This window comes from uncultured Flavonifractor sp., from assembly GCF_944385615.1.
In the GTDB taxonomy this organism is placed as follows: Bacteria; Bacillota; Clostridia; order Oscillospirales; family Oscillospiraceae; genus Flavonifractor.
Map to the genome: position 1 here is coordinate 23,029 of NZ_CALWXV010000013.1, position 17,708 is coordinate 40,736.

Consider the following 17,708-nt stretch of genomic DNA (forward strand, 5'->3'; position numbering starts at 1 on the left):
GCCGACCTGGGGGCAGGGGCGGCGGCTGTAAAAAAGGCGGCAGTCCGTCTCCGACTGCCGCCGTGAGACTACCTTGTCTCGGTGTTCTTTATTCTGCCCTATTCTCCGCTGTCCAGTACCATTTGTGCCGTCTGGAGCAATTTTGTTCCGTTGTCCATGCTGGTTTTTTGCAAAAAACGGTGGGCCTGCTCCTCAGTCATGCCGTTGCGGTCCATGAGCAGGGCTTTGGCCTGCTGGATCAGCTCCAGCTCCTCCGGGGAGCGGCGGGGCCGCAGGGCCCGCTCCAGCCGGTGGCCCATCTGGAGGAGCATCCGCACCGACGCGGTAAGGTCGCTCTTGGAGACGGGGGCGGGCAGACGGAAGATATCGTCGTTTTGCAGCAGATCCAGCAGATTCTGACCGGCCAGAACCAGCAGGGCGCAGGAGGGGGGCAGGTCGTCGGCCAGGGCCTCCGCCGTCTGGTCGGCCAGCTTGTAACCGCAGATCACGGCGGTGATGTGGATCTTGTTGACCGTGCGGCGGATCTGGTCTGCCGTCTTGCAGAGGATGCAGGAGGCTGTGCCGGAGGTCTCCAAAATTTCTTTAATGCGGCTGGCGCTTTTGGTATTTTCAAAGGCGACGATCACCTGTTCCATGTCCATTCACTCCCAACTGTGAGGAGGCTGATGTTTGGGGGGAGTCCGGCGGAGGAGAAGCCCCGCCGCCGGACCAGGGGTTAATAGTTGATGATGTACTTGTCCCGCTCCCAGGAGGACACGCGGGTGCGGTACTCGTCCCACTCGGCCTCCTTGCCGGCGATGTAGTTGGAGGCGATGTGTTCGCCCAGGGTGTCCATGATGAGCCGGTCGGCCTTCATGGCCTGGATGGCCTCCTCCAGAGAGCCGGGTAGGTTGTCGATGCCGTTGGCCTCCCGGGTGGCCTGGTCCATCACAAAGATGTTTTCGGTGACCTCGGCAGGCGGGGTCATGCCCTTCTCAATGCCGTCCAGACCGGCGGCCAGGCAGACAGCCAGCTCCAGATAGGGGTTGCAGGCCGGGTCGGGGGAGCGGAGCTCCACCCGGGTGGACTGGCCCCGGGAGGCGGGGATGCGGATGAGGGCGGAGCGGTTGGAGGCCGACCAAGCCAGGTAGCAGGGGGCCTCATAGCCGGGTACCAGCCGCTTGTAGGAGTTGACCAGGGGGTTGGTCACCGCCGCCATGCCCTTCACATGGGCCAGCAGACCGGCAATAAAACTGTAGGCCTCCTTGGACAGGCCCTTCTCGCCGTTGGGATCATAGAATGCGTTCTTGCCGTCCCGGAACAGGGACATGTTGGTGTGCATACCGGAGCCGTTGATGCCGAAGATGGGCTTGGGCATGAAGGTGGCGTGAAGGCCGTTTTTCTGAGCCAGGGTCTTGACCGCCAGCTTGAAGGTCATGATGTTGTCGGCGGCGTGGAGGGCGTCGGCATACTTGAAGTCGATCTCATGCTGGCCCACGGCCACCTCGTGGTGGCTGGCCTCGATCTCGAAGCCCATCTGCTCCAGAGCCATGCAGATCTCCCGGCGGGTGCCCTCGCCATGGTCCAGGGGGCCCAGGTCGAAGTAGCCCGCCTCGTCGTTGGTCTTGGTGGTGGGGCGGCCCTCGTCGTCGGTCTGGAACAGGAAAAACTCGGCCTCGGGGCCCACGTTGAAGGCGTCATAGCCCATATCCTTGGCCCGCTGGAGCACCCGCTTCAGGGTGCCACGGGGATCGCCCACAAAGGGGGTACCGTCAGGGTTGTAGACGTCGCAGATCAGTCGGGCCACCTTGCCGTGGCTGGGACGCCAGGGGAAGACCACGAAGGAATTCAGATCGGGATAGAGATACTGGTCGGATTCGTCGATACGGACAAAGCCCTCAATGGAGGAGCCGTCGAACATGATCTGGTTGTTGACAGCTTTCTCAATCTGGGAGGCGGTGATAGCCACGTTCTTCAGCTGACCGAAGATGTCGGTGAACTGGAGGCGGATAAACTCAATATCCTCCTCGCGGACGATGCGGATGATATCTTCCTTGGTATACGACATTGCAGGTATCTCCTTTCCTTCTTTCAAATTGAAAGAAAAAGAAGAAGGCGCTCCCACCCTGGATGGGTTGGAACGCCTTCGTTCTCAACTGATGGTGTAAGTATAGTGTGAACAGGTGTGTTTGTCAATGGAAAATTGAAGACCGAATGAATTTTAGGAAAGATAACAGTAGAATGGGAGTTGAGACAAGGTGAATTTTATGCAACAAGTTAAAATGGAACTTGCATATAGGAGGCGGGTCAGCAAATCTCTTTTTGCCGGGCCGCCGCAGCCACAAAACCACTGAATAGAGGGTGGGGCCGGTTGGGACGGCTTTTGAACTCGGGGTGGTACTGCACCCCTACAAAGAAGGGGGAGTCGGCCAGCTCCACCGCCTCTACCAGCCGTCCGTCGGGGGACAGGCCGCTGAGGACCAGCCCGGCCCCGGTCAGTGCCTCCCGGTACTGGTTGTTGAACTCGTAGCGGTGGCGGTGGCGCTCCTGGATCAGGGGGGCGGCATAGCAGCGCTCCAGCATCGTGCCGGGTTGGATGGCGCAGGGGTAGGCCCCCAGCCGTAGGGTACCCCCCTTGTCAATCTCGTCGCTCTGGCCTGGCATGAAGTCAATGACTTTATAAGGGCAGTCCGGCTCAAACTCACCGGAGTGGGCCCCCTCCAGTCCGGCGGCGTGGCGGGCAAACTCAATGACCGCCACCTGCATCCCCAGGCAGATGCCCAGGTAGGGGAGTTTGTGCTCTCGGGCATATTGGGCGGCCAAAATCATACCCTCGATGCCCCGGGCGCCGAAACCGCCGGGTACCAGAATGCCGTCCAGACCGGCCAGCACCTGATCGCAGTTTTCCGCCGTCACGGTTTCCGAGTCGATCCAGCGGATATCCACTCGGGCGCCCAAAGGGTAGCCTGCGTGGCGGAGGGCCTCGGCCACCGACAGATAGGCGTCATGGAGCTGAACATATTTGCCCACCAGACCAATGGTGACGGCGGAGCGGAGCCCTTTGACCCGCTCCACCAGAGCCTCCCACTCGGATAGGTCGGGAGGTGGAGTCTGGAGGTTCAGCTCCCGGCAGACCACACTGGACAGACCGGCGGCCTCCAGCATCAGCGGGGCCTCGTAGAGGGAGGGAAGGGTGACGTTTTGGATGACGCAGTCCGGTTTTACGTTGCAGAAATCGGCAATTTTTTGGAAAATGCTCTGGTCGGTGATGGGCTCGTCGCACCGCAGAACGATGAGGTCCGGGGAGATGCCCATGCCCTGCAATTCCTTCACCGAGTGCTGGGTGGGCTTGGACTTGTGCTCCCCGGATGCCCGCAGATAGGGGACCAGTGTGACGTGGATATACAGGGCGTTGCCCGGTGCCACCTCCCGGCCCACCTGCCGGATGGCTTCCAGAAAGGGCTGACTTTCCATGTCGCCGGTGGTACCGCCAATTTCGGTGATGACTACGTCGGCCCCAGTCTTCTGTCCCACAGCGTAAATAAAACGCTTGATCTCGTCGGTGATGTGGGGGATGACCTGAACTGTCTTGCCCAGATATTCGCCCCGGCGCTCCTTGGCGATGACGTTGGAGTACACCCGCCCGGTGGTCAGGTTGGAGAATTGGTTCAGGTTTTCGTCAATAAAGCGTTCATAATGGCCCAGGTCCAGATCGGTCTCCGCTCCGTCCTCTGTGACAAAGACCTCGCCGTGCTGATAGGGGCTCATGGTGCCCGGGTCTACATTGATATAAGGGTCCAGCTTCTGGGCCGCCACCTTCAGCCCCCTGGCCTTCAGCAGCCGCCCCAGAGAGGCGGCGGTGATGCCCTTGCCCAGACCGGAGACCACGCCGCCGGTCACAAAAATATACTTTGTCATCCTTTCCCCTCCGATCCCGGGCGGGCCGTCTTTGACCAACCCGGCAAAATAAAAGCGAGGGCGTCCCAAAAAGGAGGCAGTACGGCCTCATTTTTTGGAACGCCCTCGTTCACGGCGGATACTTTACCACCGGAAGGGTGGGTTTGTCAATGGCGGCGGGGGATTTTTTCACGATTTGGAGCGGGATTTGAAGAGCAGCGCCCCCAAAAGGCCGAATAGGATGGCGGCGGTAATACCCCCGGCGGCGGCGGTGATCCCGCCGGTGAGTACCCCCAGCGGACCCTGCTCTGCCACCGCTTTGGCTACTCCTTTGGCCAGCAGATAGCCAAAGCCGGTGAGGGGCACGGTGGCCCCAGCGCCCCCCCATTCTACCAGATAGGGGTAGATCCCAACGCCACCCAGAATCACCCCGGCCACCACATAGGAGACCAGAATACGGGCGGGGGTGAGATTGGTTTTGTCAATTAAAATCTGTCCGATGAGGCAGAGAGCCCCGCCGCACAGAAAAGCCCGTAAATAGGGCAGAAATGTCTCCATGATTGATTCCTCACTTTCCAGTGTCCAGCGCCACGGCATGACAGATGCTGGGAATACTCTCTCCCTGCTGGGAAGAGGTGGGGGAGAGCAGCGCCCCGGTGCCGCAGAACAGGATGCGCCGCCACCGGCCCTGTTTCATCCCATCCAGCAGAAACCCGGCCAGCACCACCGCCGAACAGCCGCAGCCCGAGCCGCCGCAGTGGACATCCTGCCCCTCCAGATCGTAGATCAGGGTGCCGCAGTCGGTGAGATTTTTCAGGTCCATCCCGTCCCGGTGGAACCAGTCGGCCACAATGTCCCGGCCCAGCTTGCCCAAATCCCCGGTGACGATCAGGTCATAGTCGGAGGGCTTGCGCCCGGTGTCCTGAAAATGGGCGGCGATGGTGGAATAGGCGGCGGGGGCCATGGCGGCTCCCATGTTGGCCGCGTCCTTGATGCCCTTGTCCACGATCTTGCCGGTGGTGACATGGGTGACGTATGGCCCTTGTCCCTCCTTGGCCAGAATAAGACAGCCCGAGCCGGTGACCGTCCACTGGGCGGTAGGGGTCCGCTGCCCGCCGTATTCCAGCGGGGTGCGGTACTGCCGCTCGGCGGAGCAGAAGTGGGAGGAGGTCATGGCTGCCGCCCGGGTGCCGAAGCCGCCGTCCAGCAGCAGCGCGGCCAGGGACAGACTCTCCGCCATGGTGGAGCAGGCCCCGTACAGCCCGAAGAAGGGCACATCCTGCCCCCGGACGGCAAAGCCGGAGCCAATACACTGGTTGAGCAGGTCCCCCGCCAGCAAATAGTCCAGAGCGGACACGCTGAGTCCCGCCTTGTTGAGGGCGGCGGCTAAGGCCAGTTTCTGCATGGCGCTTTCTGCCTTTTCCCAAGTGCGCTCCCCAAAGGAGTCATCCTGGCTGATGTGGTCAAAGGTGGCGGCCAGCGGCCCCTCTCCTTCTTTTTTGCCCACCACGCTGGCGCTGCCCACCACCGAGGGGGGATCCTGAAGAGCCGCCGTCTGCCGCCCCAGCTTTTTGTTTGTCATACACGCACCTTCCTCCCGTAGGGCGGCGTCTCATCCGCCCGTCGATACTATTTTGAACGAAAAGCGCCCAAAATATGAGGGCGTATTTTGTAGCCGGTCCGGCTGGTCAACGGGGACAGTTTGCGTTATAATAAATCATATATACTGCTGGCCGTACAGGCCAGGTGGGAGGTCCCCTATGGAAGAACAACCCAAGCGTACCCTGGCCTATCTGTGCCCCGCCTGCCACCAGAGCGTAGTGGTGGAGCGCACTATGTTCCAGCTGGCAGCGTCGGCCAACGAGCTGCCCTGTCCCTGCGGCAAGTCCGCCCTCCATGTGGAGATGATGGGGGACCGGGTACGGCTGACGGTGCCCTGTCTGGCCTGCGGCCGGGACCATACCGTTACCTGCTCCACCCAGGCTTTTCTCCACCAGCGGGTGCTGGCCTTTTCCTGTGCCCAATCGGGGCTGGACTGCTGCTATGTGGGAGAGGAGGGGCCGGTATTTGCCGCCCTGAAGCGGCTGGAGGCCGCCGCCGACAAGCTGGAGCAAAATCAGGGGGAGAAGGGCGCGTTCCTGGACGAGCTGGTGATGCACGAGGTGCTCTCCGAGCTCAAGGAGATCGCCCAGCGGGACGGTATTTCCTGTACCTGCGGGTCCCACCGCTGGAAGCTCCAGGTCAATTACAGCTCCATTGACCTGTTTTGCGCCGACTGCGGCGCTGCCATGCGTATCCCAGCGGCCACCGACAACGATATCGACGATATCTGCTGCAAGACCAAGCTGGTCATCCGGGGCAGAAAGGAGGAATGAGGGGTGTATTTTGAGGGCAGCTACTCCATTGACTCCCGGGATGTGGACCCCTGGAATCACTGCCGCTGTTCCGGCCTGATGGGGATTTTGCAGGAGGCGGCGGTGGCCGCCGCCTGTGAACTCCATGCCTCCCGGGAGGAAATGCTGAACAAGTACCATCTGTTCTGGATGCTGGCCCGGATGTGGTACCGGCTGGACCGGCCCCTGGGCTGGGGGGAGGAGCTCACCATCCGCACCTGGCACCGGGGAGGGACCGGCGCCTCCTGCTACCGGGACTTTGACCTGTTCTCCGGCGGAAAGCCGGTGGGGGAGGCGGTGTCGGTGTGGGTGCTGGCGGACGCACAGACCCACCGGCTGGCCCGGATGAACAAGATCGAGGAGTTCCAGGGCACCGACGGCGGCTCCCTGTGCAAGCAGCTCCACCTGTCCCGCTTCAAGCTGCCGACCGCCATGGCGGAGGCCGACCGGCGGGCCATGCACTACAGTGACACCGATATCAATGGTCATGTGAACAACGTCCGCTATGCCGACTTTATCTGTGACGCCATCCGGCTGGACCGGTTGGGAGAGCACAGCTATGTGTCCGCCCTCCAGTTGGACTACCTGGCTGAGTGCATGGCGGGGGAGGAGATCACCCTGTTCACCGGGACCCAGGACGGGCAGTGGTACGTCCGGGGGGCCGACGAGGCGGGAAAAAGCCGCTTTGAAGGCGCGGTTACTTTGACGACACTTGACAGCCCGGCCCCAATCAAGTAGAATGGGTAAAATTTTATAGAAACAAAAAGGAGATGCACTATGGTCAACACTGACGAGCACCAGAAGTTCCTCAAGCAGGGTCTTACCTTTGACGACGTGCTGCTCATCCCGGCGGAGAGCGACGTCCTGCCCGCGGACATCGACCTGCACACCAGACTGACCCGCAAAATCAAGCTGAATGTGCCCCTGATGAGCGCCGCCATGGACACGGTGACTGAGTACCGCATGGCCATCGCCATCGCCCGGGAGGGCGGCATCGGCATCATCCACAAGAATATGTCCATCGGCGCCCAGGCCGAGCAGGTGGACATGGTCAAGCGCAGTGAGAATGGCGTCATCACCAATCCCTTCTGGCTGGCCCCCGGCCACACCCTGGCGGAGGCCGACGCTCTGATGGCCAAGTATCGCATTTCCGGCGTGCCCATCTGCAAGGACGGCAAGCTCATCGGCATCATCACCAACCGCGACATGAAGTTTGAGACCGACATGAGCCAGCTGGTGGACAATGTGATGACCAAGGACAACCTGGTCACCGCCAAAGAAGGGGTCACCCTGGAGGAGGCCAAGGAGCTGCTCCGCCGCCACAAGATCGAGAAGCTGCCCATCGTGGACGACGAGTACCGCCTGAAGGGCCTCATCACCATCAAGGACATTGAGAAGGCCACCGTATATCCCAACTCCGCCCGGGACGACAAGGGCCGTCTGCTGGTGGGCGCCGCCATCGGCGTCACCTCCGACGTGCTGGACCGGGTGCGGGCCCTGGTGGACGCGGGGGCCGACGTGCTCTGCCTGGACTCCGCCCACGGCCACTCCCACAATATTCTGGACTGCGTCCGCCGCATCAAGGCGGTGTACCCCGACGTCCAGCTCATTGCCGGCAACGTTGCCACCGCCGAGGGCACCCGTGCCCTCATTGAGGCGGGCGCTGACTGCGTGAAGATCGGTATCGGCCCCGGCTCCATCTGTACCACCCGCGTGGTGGCCGGTATCGGCGTGCCCCAGATCACCGCCGTCTATGACGCGGCCCGGGTGGCCGCCGAGTACGACGTCCCCATCATTGCCGACGGCGGCGTGAAGTACTCCGGCGATATCGCCAAGGCGCTGGCCGCCGGCGCCAACGTGGTCATGCTGGGCTCCCTGCTGGCCGGCTGTGAGGAGTCCCCCGGGGACACCGAGGTCTATCAGGGCCGTCAGTTCAAGGTGTACCGCGGCATGGGCTCTCTGGGCGCCATGGCCTGCGGCTCCAAGGACCGCTACTTCCAGCAGAACAACAAAAAGCTGGTGCCCGAGGGCGTGGAAGGCCGGGTGCCCTACAAGGGACTGACCGGCGACACCATCTACCAGCTCACCGGCGGTCTGCGGGCCGGTATGGGCTACACCGGCTGCCACAGCATTGAGGAGCTCCACACCAAGGCTCAGTTCATGCAGATCACTGCCGCCGGTCTGAAGGAGTCCCACCCCCACGACATCTATATCACCAAGGAAGCCCCCAACTATACCGTCAATCCGCAATAAATACAGAACCGGTTTTTGCCCCGGAACGACATACGCCGTTCCGGGGCTTTTTATCGGACGGAGAACGTGGTAAAATAGAAACAATTCAGTCAGACCAGAGAGAAGGGAGACAATGCCATGCTGAAGCTGCTGCTGGGCCGGGCGGGTACCGGCAAGACCCATGCCCTGCTGGAAACCATGGGGCAGGCAAACCGTCCCCAGATCCTCATTGTGCCCGAACAGCATTCCCACGACATGGAGCGGCAGCTGTGCGCCATTGGAGGGAGCCGGGTCTCCCTCCACGCCGAGGTGCTCTCCTTTACCCGGCTGGCCAACCGGGTGTTCTCCGTCCATGGCGGCCTGGCCGCCCCCACCCTGGACGAGGGGGGACGGCTGCTGCTGCTGTGTACCGCCCTCAAGTCGGTGGCCGACCAGTTAAAGGTGTACCAGCGCCCCTCCCGCAAGCCCGCCTTTCTCAGCAGCCTGCTGGCCACGGTGGATGAGCTGAAGAGCTGCTGCATCACCCCGGAGCACCTGTGGACCGCGGGAGAGGAGACCGGCGGCAGCGAGGGGGACAAGCTCACCGACCTGTCCCTCATCTATGGGGCCTACGAGGCCATGACCGCCCGGCAGTGGGCCGACCCACGGGACAAGCTGACCCGGCTGGCCGAGACCCTGACCAAAACGGGCTGGGCGGCGGGGAAGGAATTCTATGTGGACGCCTTCACTGACTTCACCCCCCAGGAGCGGCAGGTGCTCTCCGTCCTGCTGGACCAGGGGGAGACGGTAACGGTGGCCCTCACCTGCGACAAGCTGGAGGAGGACGAGGGGGGCGCGGGCATTTTCTCCCCTGCCCGGCGCACCGCCCGGCAGCTGCTGCGGCTGGCTAAGGACCGGAACGTCCCCACCCAGGTGGAGGTGCTCACCGGAGACAAGACGGGAAAAACCGCCGCCCTGGCCCATCTGGAACAGGAACTTTTCGCCCCCCGGCCCGCCCCTCTGGAAGAGGGCGGGGGAGAACTCACCCTCTTTACCGCCAACACCCCCTATTCCGAGGTGGAGTGGGTGGCGGCGGAAATTCTGCGGCTGGTGCGGGAGGAGGGCTACCGGTTCCGGGAGATCGCCATCTGTGCCCGTAACCTGGAGGGATACGGCCCCCTGCTGGAGACGGTGCTGGAGCGCTACGGGGTGCCGGTGTTCCTCAGCCGCATGAGCGACATTCTGGAAAAGCCCATCCTGGCCCTCATCACCGCCGCCCTGGACACAGTGGCGGGGGGCTACCGGTATGACGATCTGTTCCGCTGCCTGAAAACCGGCCTCACCGGGCTGGGCCAGGAGGATGTGGATCTGCTGGAAAACTACGCCCTGACCTGGGGCCTGGAGGGGAGCGCCTGGACCGGCAAAAAGGATTGGAGCAACCACCCCAAGGGCTACGGGCGCAAGTTTACCGAGGGGGACACCGAGCTGCTGGCCCGGCTCAACGCCCTGCGGCGGCAGATCACCGCCCCCCTGGAGGCCCTGCGCACCCAGCCGGACAAAACGGGAAAGGGCCAGGCTATGGCACTTTACCGCTTTTTGGAGACCATCGGGGTGCCTGAGCGGCTGGCGGAGCGAACGGTGGAGCTGCGGGAGCGGGACCAGGCCGCTCTGGCGGAGGAGTACGCCCAGCTGTGGGATATCCTGTGCGGCGGTTTGGAGCAATGCGCCCAGATTTTGGGGGACACCCCCATGGAGCTGGAGGAATTTTCCCGGCTCTTTGCCCTGGTGCTCTCCCAGTACGACGTGGGCGCCATCCCCGTTTCCCTGGACCGGGTAAACGCCGGGGAGATGCCCCGGCTGGCCCACAAGGGCTACCGGGCGGTGTTTCTGCTGGGGGCGGACGACGGGGCCATCCCGGCGGTGGCCCCGTCGCCAGGACTGCTCAGCGACGATGACCGCAGTCTGCTGGCTTCCTACGGTCTGGAGCCCGCCCCCCGGACAGGGGACAAGCTGTACCGGGAAATGACCATTGTCTACGAGACCTGCGCCCTGCCCCGGGAGCGGTTTTATGTCTGCTGGTCCGCCGCCGGGGCGGAAGGGGAGGAACACCGGCCCTCCTTCCTGATCCCCCGGCTGAAAACCATGTTCCCCCATGCCCACCGGGTGGAGGAGGCGGGGCTGGACGGTACCTTCCGGCTGGCGGCTCCCCGGCCCGCCCTGGAGCTGGCGGGGCGTTTTCCCCAGGCCGCCCGGGCTTTGAACGAACTGCCGGAATACGCCCCCTTGGTGGAGCGGATGGCCCTGGCCTCCAAGCGGGAGCGGGGGCGGCTGTCCCGTCCGGCGGTGGACGCCCTCTATGGACATAGGGTACCCATGTCGGCCTCCCGGATGGACAAGTACAAGGCCTGCCACTTCTCCTACTTCATGCAGTACGGCCTGCGGGCAGAGCCCCGGCGGGCCGCCGGATTCCAGGCCCCGGAGTACGGCACCTTCATCCACGATGTGTTGGAACACGTTTTAAAAGCCTGCAACGAGCGGGGCGGCGTGAAAGAGGTGTCGCCGGAGGAGCTGCGGGAGCTCACTGATCAGGCGGTGGAGCGCTATGTGGCCGAGGCCCTGGGGGGCCTGGAGCATGAGAACGCCCGGTTCCGCTACCTGTTCCAGCGGCTGCGCAAGTCGGTGTACGCCGTGGTGGAGAACGTGGCCGAGGAGCTGCGGGCTTCCAAGTTCCAGCCCATCTCCTTTGAGTTGGGTTTCGGCAGCGGTAAGGACCTGCCGCCGGTGGAGCTGAGTGTGGACGGGGTCACCGTCAGTATCTCCGGCTTTGTGGACCGAGTGGACGGCTGGGAAAACGACGGGCGGCTCTACCTGCGGGTGGTGGACTACAAGACGGGGAGAAAATCCTTTGATCTCACCGACATCTGGCACGGTATGGGCCTTCAGATGCTGCTCTACCTGTTCACGCTGGAGCGGGAGGGGCAATCGGTTTACGGCCAGCCGGTGACCGGGGCCGGGGTGCTCTACCTGCCCGCCCGGGACGCGGTGGTGGCGGGGAGCCGGGCCATGAACGACCAGGCCCGGCAAAAAAAGGTGGACGCCGAGCTCCGCCGGAAGGGCGTGGTGCTGGCCGACCCGGATGTGCTGGCCGCCATGGAGGACCCGGAGGAGGGGCCCATCCGTTTCCTGCCGGTGCGGGTGAACAAGGCGGGCCAGCTGTCCGGGGAGGCCCTGGTATCCGCCGAGCGGCTGGGCAGGTTGTCCCGGCACACCGATCACATTTTACGGGAGATCGGAAAAGAGCTGGCGGCGGGCAACATCAACGCTGACCCTTTCTGGCGGGGACCGGAGCACAACGCCTGCCAGTGGTGCGACTACACCGCCGCCTGTCACTTTGAGGAGGGCCGTGGGAGCGACCGCAGGCGCTGGCTGCCCACCATCAAGGGCGAGGCATTCTGGAAAGCGGTGGAGCAAGAGGTGGAGCAAGAAGAGTGCTGAGGTCCACCCCCAGCCGCAGGCCGGACAGAAAGGCCCTGTCCCGCTCCAACGCGGCCAGCCGGTCCAGCTCCAGCTGAAAATCCTCCAGAAAATCAGGGGTGAAGGCCCGGCCCATCCGGTGTAAGTAGGAGTCCACGGTTTCCCGCTGTTTTTGGTAGTCGGGGGATATTTCCTGGGGAAGCAGTTTTTGCAGGTCCAACAGATCGAACATAAAAAACCCTCCATATGTGAATTTTAACTCTACATTTATTATAGTGAGATAAACTCACCTTGTCAAGAGAGGGGGGAGAGAATGGCGACATTTGAAGAACGATTGGTGGCGCTTCGGACTGCGGCGGGTGTATCCCAACAGACAATTGGGGATATGTTAGGGGTAACACGCTGGTCTGTTCATAATTATGAGACAGGGAAAAACAGACCTGATTTTAACGGCCTGCTGGCCCTGGCCGACTATTTTGAGGTATCTTTGGATTATCTGGTGGGCCGCTCCGACCGCCGGGAGGTGGCCCGGTAACGGGTGTGAGGGGTATGGGCCGATGGACGGCGGGCGGCTGATAGTCGCCCCTACGGCACGCCCCATGACCACGACAAGCGCACAAGGACAAAAAGAAAGGAATTTAGATTATATGGCGTTTTTTGGAAGCTTCTTGAGCAATTTCAGCAACTTCCTCTACACCTATATCCTCATTGCCCTGCTGATTTTTGCCGGGCTCTTCTTCACCCTCCGCACCCGAGGGGTGCAGTTCCGCCTGTTCCCCGAGGCCCTGCGGGTGCTGGGGGAGAAAAAGAAGGACGGCAAGGATATCTCCTCCTTCCAGGCCCTGATGATCTCCACCGCCTCCCGGGTGGGCACCGGCAACATCGCCGGAGTGGCCAACGCCATCATCGCCGCCACCATCATCGGTGGCTATGGCGCAGTGTTCTGGATGTGGCTGCTGGCCCTCATTGGGGCGGCCTCCGCCTTTGTGGAGAGCACCCTGGCCCAGTGCTACAAGGAAAAGCATGGGGAGAACTGGGTGGGCGGCCCGGCCTACTATATCCAGAAGGCGTTGGGCAGCCGGGCCTTGGGCGTGGTGTTCGCCGTGCTCCTCATCGCCTGCTTTGCCTACGGCTTCAACGCCCTCCAGGCCTATAACGCCGGTTCGGCGCTGCAATACTACCTGCCTAACTACGCCACCAGCATCTGGCCGGTTGTGGTGGGGGCGGTGCTGGCCATCCTTACCGGGCTGTGTATTTTCGGCGGGGTGCAGCGCATCAGCGCCATCACCTCCGGTATCGTGCCGGTGATGGCCGCCATCTATATCGCTCTGGGCCTGTTCATTACCATCAAGAATATCGGCCAGGTGCCCCACATGATCTCCCTCATTGTCTCTCAGGCTTTTGATCCCAAGGCCATGTTTGCCGGTATCGGGGCCTCCTGCATCATGCAGGGCATCAAGCGGGGCTTGTACTCCAACGAGGCGGGCATGGGCTCCGCCCCTAACGCCGCAGCCGCCGCCGATGTGTCCCACCCGGTCAAGCAGGGGCTGGTACAGATGCTGTCCGTGTTCATTGACACCATCCTCATCTGCTCCACCACCGCCTTTATGCTGCTGCTGTCCGGGGTGCCCATCGACGCCTACAGCGAGGGCATGAACTTTGTCCAGGCGGCGGTCCACGCTCAGGTGGGCTCCTTTGGTCCCATCTTTATTACGGTGTCTATCTTCCTCTTTGCCTTCAGCTCCCTGGTGGGCAACTACTACTATACCGAGTCCAATTTCAAGTTTATCCGGGACTCCAAGATCGGGCTGCTGGTATTCCGGCTCACCTGTGTGGCGGCCATTTTCATTGGGGCCCAGCTCAGCTTTTCCATGGTGTGGGACCTGGCCGATGTACTCATGGGCCTGATGGCCCTGGTGAATCTGGCGGCCATCCTGCTGCTGGGAGGTAAGGCCGTGGCGGTGCTGAAGGACTACCAGAAGCAGCGCAAGGCGGGCAAGAACCCGGTGTACCGCTATGAGGAAGTGGGAATCGGGGACCCGGAGATCTGGAACGAGGCACACGCCCGTAAATGGGAAGAACGGTAGTTTGACGGAAGGAGGAGGGTGGATATGGCTTTTTCCCTGACAGAAGAACAACAGGCGGCGGTAGACAACCGGGGGGGCGGCCTTCTGGTGTCCGCCGCGGCGGGCTCGGGCAAGACCCGGGTGCTGGTGGAGCGGCTGCTGGCCCGGGTGGAGGAGGGGGCGGACGTGGACCGCTTCCTGGTCATCACCTACACCAAGGCCGCCGCTGCCGAGCTGCGGGGCCGCATCGTGGAGGAGTTGTCCGCCCGGCTGGCGGAGCGGCCCACCGACGCCCATCTGCGCCGCCAGTCCACCCTGGTGTACAAGGCGGGCATCTCCACCGTCCACGCCTTTTGTGCCCAGCTGCTGCGGGAGTGCGGCCACCTGCTGGATTTGGACCCGGACTTCCGGCTGTGCGACGAGGGGGAGGCGGGGATTTTGATGCTCCGCGCCCTCAACGATGTGTTGGACCAGCGGTATGAGGAGATTACGCCGGGCAGCGATTTTGCCCAGCTGGTGGATACCATGTCGGCGGGGCGGGACGACCAGCGGCTGATGCAGATCGTGCTGGACATCCGGGGCCGGGTCCAGGCTCACCCGGACCCGGCGGCCTGGCTGGACGAACAGGAGCGCATTTTTTCCCTGCCGGGGGTGGTGGATCCGGTCCAGACCCCCTGGGGCAGATTGCTGTTGGCCGACGCCGCCGGGCAGGCGGCCTATTGGCAGAGCCGGATGGAGGAGGCCCTGGAGCTGTGCGAGCTGGATGCCAATCTGCTGGCCAACTATGGGGACAGTGTGGCCGTCACCGCCGCTGCCCTGGGGCAGTTTGTGGAGGCCACCGGCCACGGCTGGGACGCCGCCCGGGCCTTGCTGCCCATTCCCTTTCCGGCGGCGGGGCGGAAAAAGATGGCGGACGACCCCCGGGCCGCCGAGCGGGTGAAGGCCATCCGTACCGCCTGCAAAAAGCGGCTGGAAAAGCTGGAGGACTGGTTTTCCGACAGCGGGGCCGATCTGCTGGCCGATTTGAAGATAGTGTACCCGGCGGTGCGGGGGCTTTTTGCTCTGGTAAAGGACTTTGAGGCGGCCTATGCCGCCGAAAAGGCCCGGCGGGGGCTGCTGGATTTTGCCGACCTGGAGCACATGGCGGTGAAATTGCTGGTGGGGGAGGACGGACAGCCCACCGAGCTGGCCCGCCAGTGGAGCACCCGGTACGACGAGGTCATGGTGGACGAGTACCAGGACACCAACGAGGTACAAAACGCCATCTTTACCGCCCTGTCCAGGAACGGAACCAATCTCTTTCTGGTGGGGGACGTGAAGCAGTCCATCTACCGTTTTCGGCTGGCCGACCCTACTATCTTCCTGAAAAAATACCGCACCTTCCTGCCTTATTCCGAGGCCAAAGAGGGGGAGGAGCGGCGGGTCATTCTGTCCCGTAATTTCCGTTCCCGGCCCGAGGTGCTGGAGGGGTGCAACTTCCTCTTCCGGGGGCTGATGTCGGTGCCCTTTGGAGAGATGGACTACACCGACGACCAAGCCCTCTACGCTGGGGCCTCCTTCCAGCCGGACCCCACCTACTGTGTGGAGCTGGACGCTCTGGACTGCGGGGCGGACGGGGAAGAGGAGGCGGAAAAGGTGAGCCGGGACCTGCTGGAGGCCCGTTTCGCCGCCCGGCGCATTGCAGAACTGCTAAACGAGGGTTTTCCTGTCTCCGACGGGGAGGGAGGCGTCCGGCCGGTCCGCCCCTCCGATATTGTGATTTTGCTCCGCTCCCCCAATACCGTGCTGCGCCACTACGCCAAGGCCCTGGGCGAGCGGGATATTTTGTGGGAGGCCGAGGGGGGCGACGACTTTTTCGGCTCCACCGAGATCTCGGTGGCCCTCTCCCTGCTGCAAATCGTGGACAACCCCCGGCAGGATGTGCCCCTCATCTCGGTACTCCGCTCCCCGGTGTACGGCTTTTCCGCCGACCGGCTGGCCCACATCCGGGCGGCCAGCCCGGACACCGACTTTTACGCCGCCCTGGCCGCCGACGAGGGGGAGGACAGCCGGGCCTTTCTGGCTGAGCTGGACGACCTGCGGTTTGGGGCGGGGGACAAGAGCAGCCATGAGCTGCTGTGGCACCTCTATGACTCCACCAATCTGCTGGGCATTTTTGGGGCCATGGCCGAGGGGGAGACCCGGCAGGGCAACCTGCTGGCCCTGGCCGAGCTGGCCCGTCAGTTTGAGGGGACGGGGCACAAGGGTCTGTTCCGGTTTCTCACCTACCTGACCCGGCTGCGGGAGAACGGGGCCAAGCTGGCCCCGCCCACGGCGGGCCGCACCGGCGGCGGGGTGCGCATTATGAGCATCCATAAGTCCAAGGGCCTGGAATTCCCAGTGGTGCTGCTGTGCGGGCTGGCCCGGCGGCTCAACCGGGAGGACATGAGCCGCCCCATCCTCTTCCACCCCAAGCTGGGGGTGGGTCCCAAGGGTCTGGATGTGGACCGGGGCATCGAGTATTCCACCCTGGCCCGGATGGCGGTGGCCCGCCAGCTGGAACGGGAGATGATGGCCGAGGAGCTGCGGCTGCTGTATGTGGCCATGACCCGGGCCAAGGAAAAGCTGATTTTGTCGGTGGCCCTCACCGGTGGGCGAAAGGACCTGGAAAAGCTGGCGGGGGACGCCAGCTACCCGGTGGACCCCCAGGTGCTGTTGGGCTGCCAGAGCGTGGGCCAGTGGGTGCTGCTGGCCGCCCTGTGCCGCCCCGATGCCGCCGCACTCCGTCAGGGATTGGGGCAGGATGTGCCATATCCCAATGTGCCCTATGGCCCCAAGTGGGAGATCGGTTTTGTGGACGGGGAACCGCTGGTCCAGGCGCCCCCCTGCCGCCGGATAGCGGCCCCAGTGGGGGAACAGCCGGAGGAGGGGGACCAGGGGGAAGAGCTGGCCGACCTGCTGCGCTGGCAGTATCCCCACGGGGAAGAGGTGGCCATCCCCTCCAAGCTCACCGCCACCCAGCTGAAGGGCCGCTCTCTGGACGACGAGACGGCAGAGCAGGCCCCCAAGCCCCTGCGGCCCCTGTCCTTTGGTCGCCCCCGGTTTGCCGCCGAGGAAATGGGCCTCACCGCCGCCCAGCGGGGCACCGCGCTCCATCTGGTGATGCAGTACATCGACTTTGAAAAGGCCGACACGGTGGAGGGGGTCCAGGGAGAGATCCACCGGCTGGTGGAGCAACAGTTTCTCACCCCCCAGCAGGGGGAGGCCGCCGACCCGGCCCCCATCGCCGCCTTTTTCCGGTCTGAGCTGGGCCGGGAGCTGCTGGCCTCGGTGTCCCTTCGCCGGGAGTTCAAGTTCTCTATCCTGGCCCCGGCCAACCGGTATTACCCCCAGGCGGAGGAGGGAGAGCAGGTGCTCTTTCAGGGTGTGGTGGACTGCTACTTTGAGACGCTGGAGGGTATCACGGTGGTGGACTTCAAGACCGACCGGGTCACCCCCCGCAGCGTGACCGACCGGGCGGAACACTACCGGCCCCAGCTGGAGGCCTACAGCAAGGCATTGGAGGAGATCACCGGCAAGCCGGTGGTCCGCCGGGTGCTGTGGTTCTTTGCCCTCAACCAGGGGGTCGATCTGTAAGCCACTTGAAAAATTTCTCGAAAAAACAGTTGCAATCTGTATTTCGTTGTGCTATCATATTCTAGCGTTTATA

Annotated in this window: 13 protein-coding genes; 7 read left to right on the forward strand and 6 right to left on the reverse strand. The window is 63.2% G+C overall.

What is annotated here, in order from left to right; translation table 11 throughout:
* Window positions 1-98: 98 nt before the first annotated feature.
* From Q0J75_RS05320 to spoVAD, 5 genes are all read right to left on the reverse strand, one after another.
* Window positions 99-635 carry an ANTAR domain-containing response regulator gene (locus Q0J75_RS05320; protein ID WP_297197757.1) on the reverse strand — a complete coding sequence of 179 codons (537 nt, stop codon included), beginning with the start codon at window positions 633-635 and terminating at the stop codon, window positions 99-101.
* Between the two features lie 80 nt (window positions 636-715).
* Complete coding sequence (gene glnA, locus Q0J75_RS05325) at window positions 716-2,047, reverse strand: type I glutamate--ammonia ligase (protein ID WP_297197759.1); 1,332 nt, start codon at window positions 2,045-2,047, stop codon at window positions 716-718.
* Window positions 2,048-2,286: 239 nt separating this feature from the next.
* Window positions 2,287-3,897: a CTP synthase gene (locus tag Q0J75_RS05330; RefSeq protein ID WP_297197761.1), complete on the reverse strand. Its 1,611-nt coding sequence runs from the start codon at window positions 3,895-3,897 to the stop codon at window positions 2,287-2,289.
* Window positions 3,898-4,065: 168 nt separating this feature from the next.
* The gene (spoVAE, locus tag Q0J75_RS05335; protein WP_297197764.1) at window positions 4,066-4,434 is read right to left on the reverse strand and encodes a stage V sporulation protein AE; all 369 of its coding nucleotides are present in this window, start codon (window positions 4,432-4,434) and stop codon (window positions 4,066-4,068) included.
* 10 nt (window positions 4,435-4,444) lie between these two features.
* Window positions 4,445-5,458 (reverse strand): stage V sporulation protein AD, encoded by a 1,014-nt coding sequence (spoVAD, locus tag Q0J75_RS05340; protein ID WP_297197767.1) that lies wholly within the window; start codon window positions 5,456-5,458, stop codon window positions 4,445-4,447.
* Window positions 5,459-5,636: 178 nt separating this feature from the next.
* On the opposite strand from spoVAD, the gene Q0J75_RS05345 reads away from it, so the two are divergent.
* The 4 genes from Q0J75_RS05345 to Q0J75_RS05360 all read left to right on the forward strand — a co-directional run bounded on the left by Q0J75_RS05345 (window position 5,637) and on the right by Q0J75_RS05360 (window position 11,975).
* Window positions 5,637-6,251 carry a hypothetical protein gene (locus tag Q0J75_RS05345; RefSeq protein ID WP_297197769.1) on the forward strand — a complete coding sequence of 205 codons (615 nt, stop codon included), beginning with the start codon at window positions 5,637-5,639 and terminating at the stop codon, window positions 6,249-6,251.
* Between the two features lie 3 nt (window positions 6,252-6,254).
* Window positions 6,255-7,007, forward strand: a complete 753-nt coding sequence (locus Q0J75_RS05350) for an acyl-[acyl-carrier-protein] thioesterase (RefSeq protein WP_297197771.1) — start codon at window positions 6,255-6,257, stop codon at window positions 7,005-7,007.
* 39 nt (window positions 7,008-7,046) lie between these two features.
* The gene (gene guaB, locus Q0J75_RS05355) at window positions 7,047-8,522 is read left to right on the forward strand and encodes an IMP dehydrogenase (RefSeq protein ID WP_297197774.1); all 1,476 of its coding nucleotides are present in this window, start codon (window positions 7,047-7,049) and stop codon (window positions 8,520-8,522) included.
* A gap of 117 nt (window positions 8,523-8,639) precedes the next feature.
* Window positions 8,640-11,975, forward strand: a complete 3,336-nt coding sequence (locus Q0J75_RS05360; RefSeq protein ID WP_297197777.1) for a PD-(D/E)XK nuclease family protein — start codon at window positions 8,640-8,642, stop codon at window positions 11,973-11,975.
* On the opposite strand, the gene Q0J75_RS05365 is transcribed toward Q0J75_RS05360, so the two are convergent.
* Window positions 11,917-12,186: a hypothetical protein gene (locus tag Q0J75_RS05365; RefSeq protein ID WP_297197780.1), complete on the reverse strand. Its 270-nt coding sequence runs from the start codon at window positions 12,184-12,186 to the stop codon at window positions 11,917-11,919. The genes Q0J75_RS05360 and Q0J75_RS05365 overlap by 59 nt on opposite strands.
* A gap of 81 nt (window positions 12,187-12,267) precedes the next feature.
* On the opposite strand from Q0J75_RS05365, the gene Q0J75_RS05370 reads away from it, so the two are divergent.
* From Q0J75_RS05370 to addA, 3 genes are all read left to right on the forward strand, one after another.
* Window positions 12,268-12,489 carry a helix-turn-helix domain-containing protein gene (locus Q0J75_RS05370; RefSeq protein ID WP_297197783.1) on the forward strand — a complete coding sequence of 74 codons (222 nt, stop codon included), beginning with the start codon at window positions 12,268-12,270 and terminating at the stop codon, window positions 12,487-12,489.
* Window positions 12,490-12,601: 112 nt separating this feature from the next.
* Window positions 12,602-14,041 (forward strand): alanine/glycine:cation symporter family protein, encoded by a 1,440-nt coding sequence (locus Q0J75_RS05375; protein ID WP_297197788.1) that lies wholly within the window; start codon window positions 12,602-12,604, stop codon window positions 14,039-14,041.
* Between the two features lie 24 nt (window positions 14,042-14,065).
* Window positions 14,066-17,635, forward strand: coding sequence for a helicase-exonuclease AddAB subunit AddA (addA, locus tag Q0J75_RS05380; protein WP_297197791.1), 3,570 nt, complete (start codon window positions 14,066-14,068; stop codon window positions 17,633-17,635).
* Window positions 17,636-17,708: the final 73 nt, after the last annotated feature.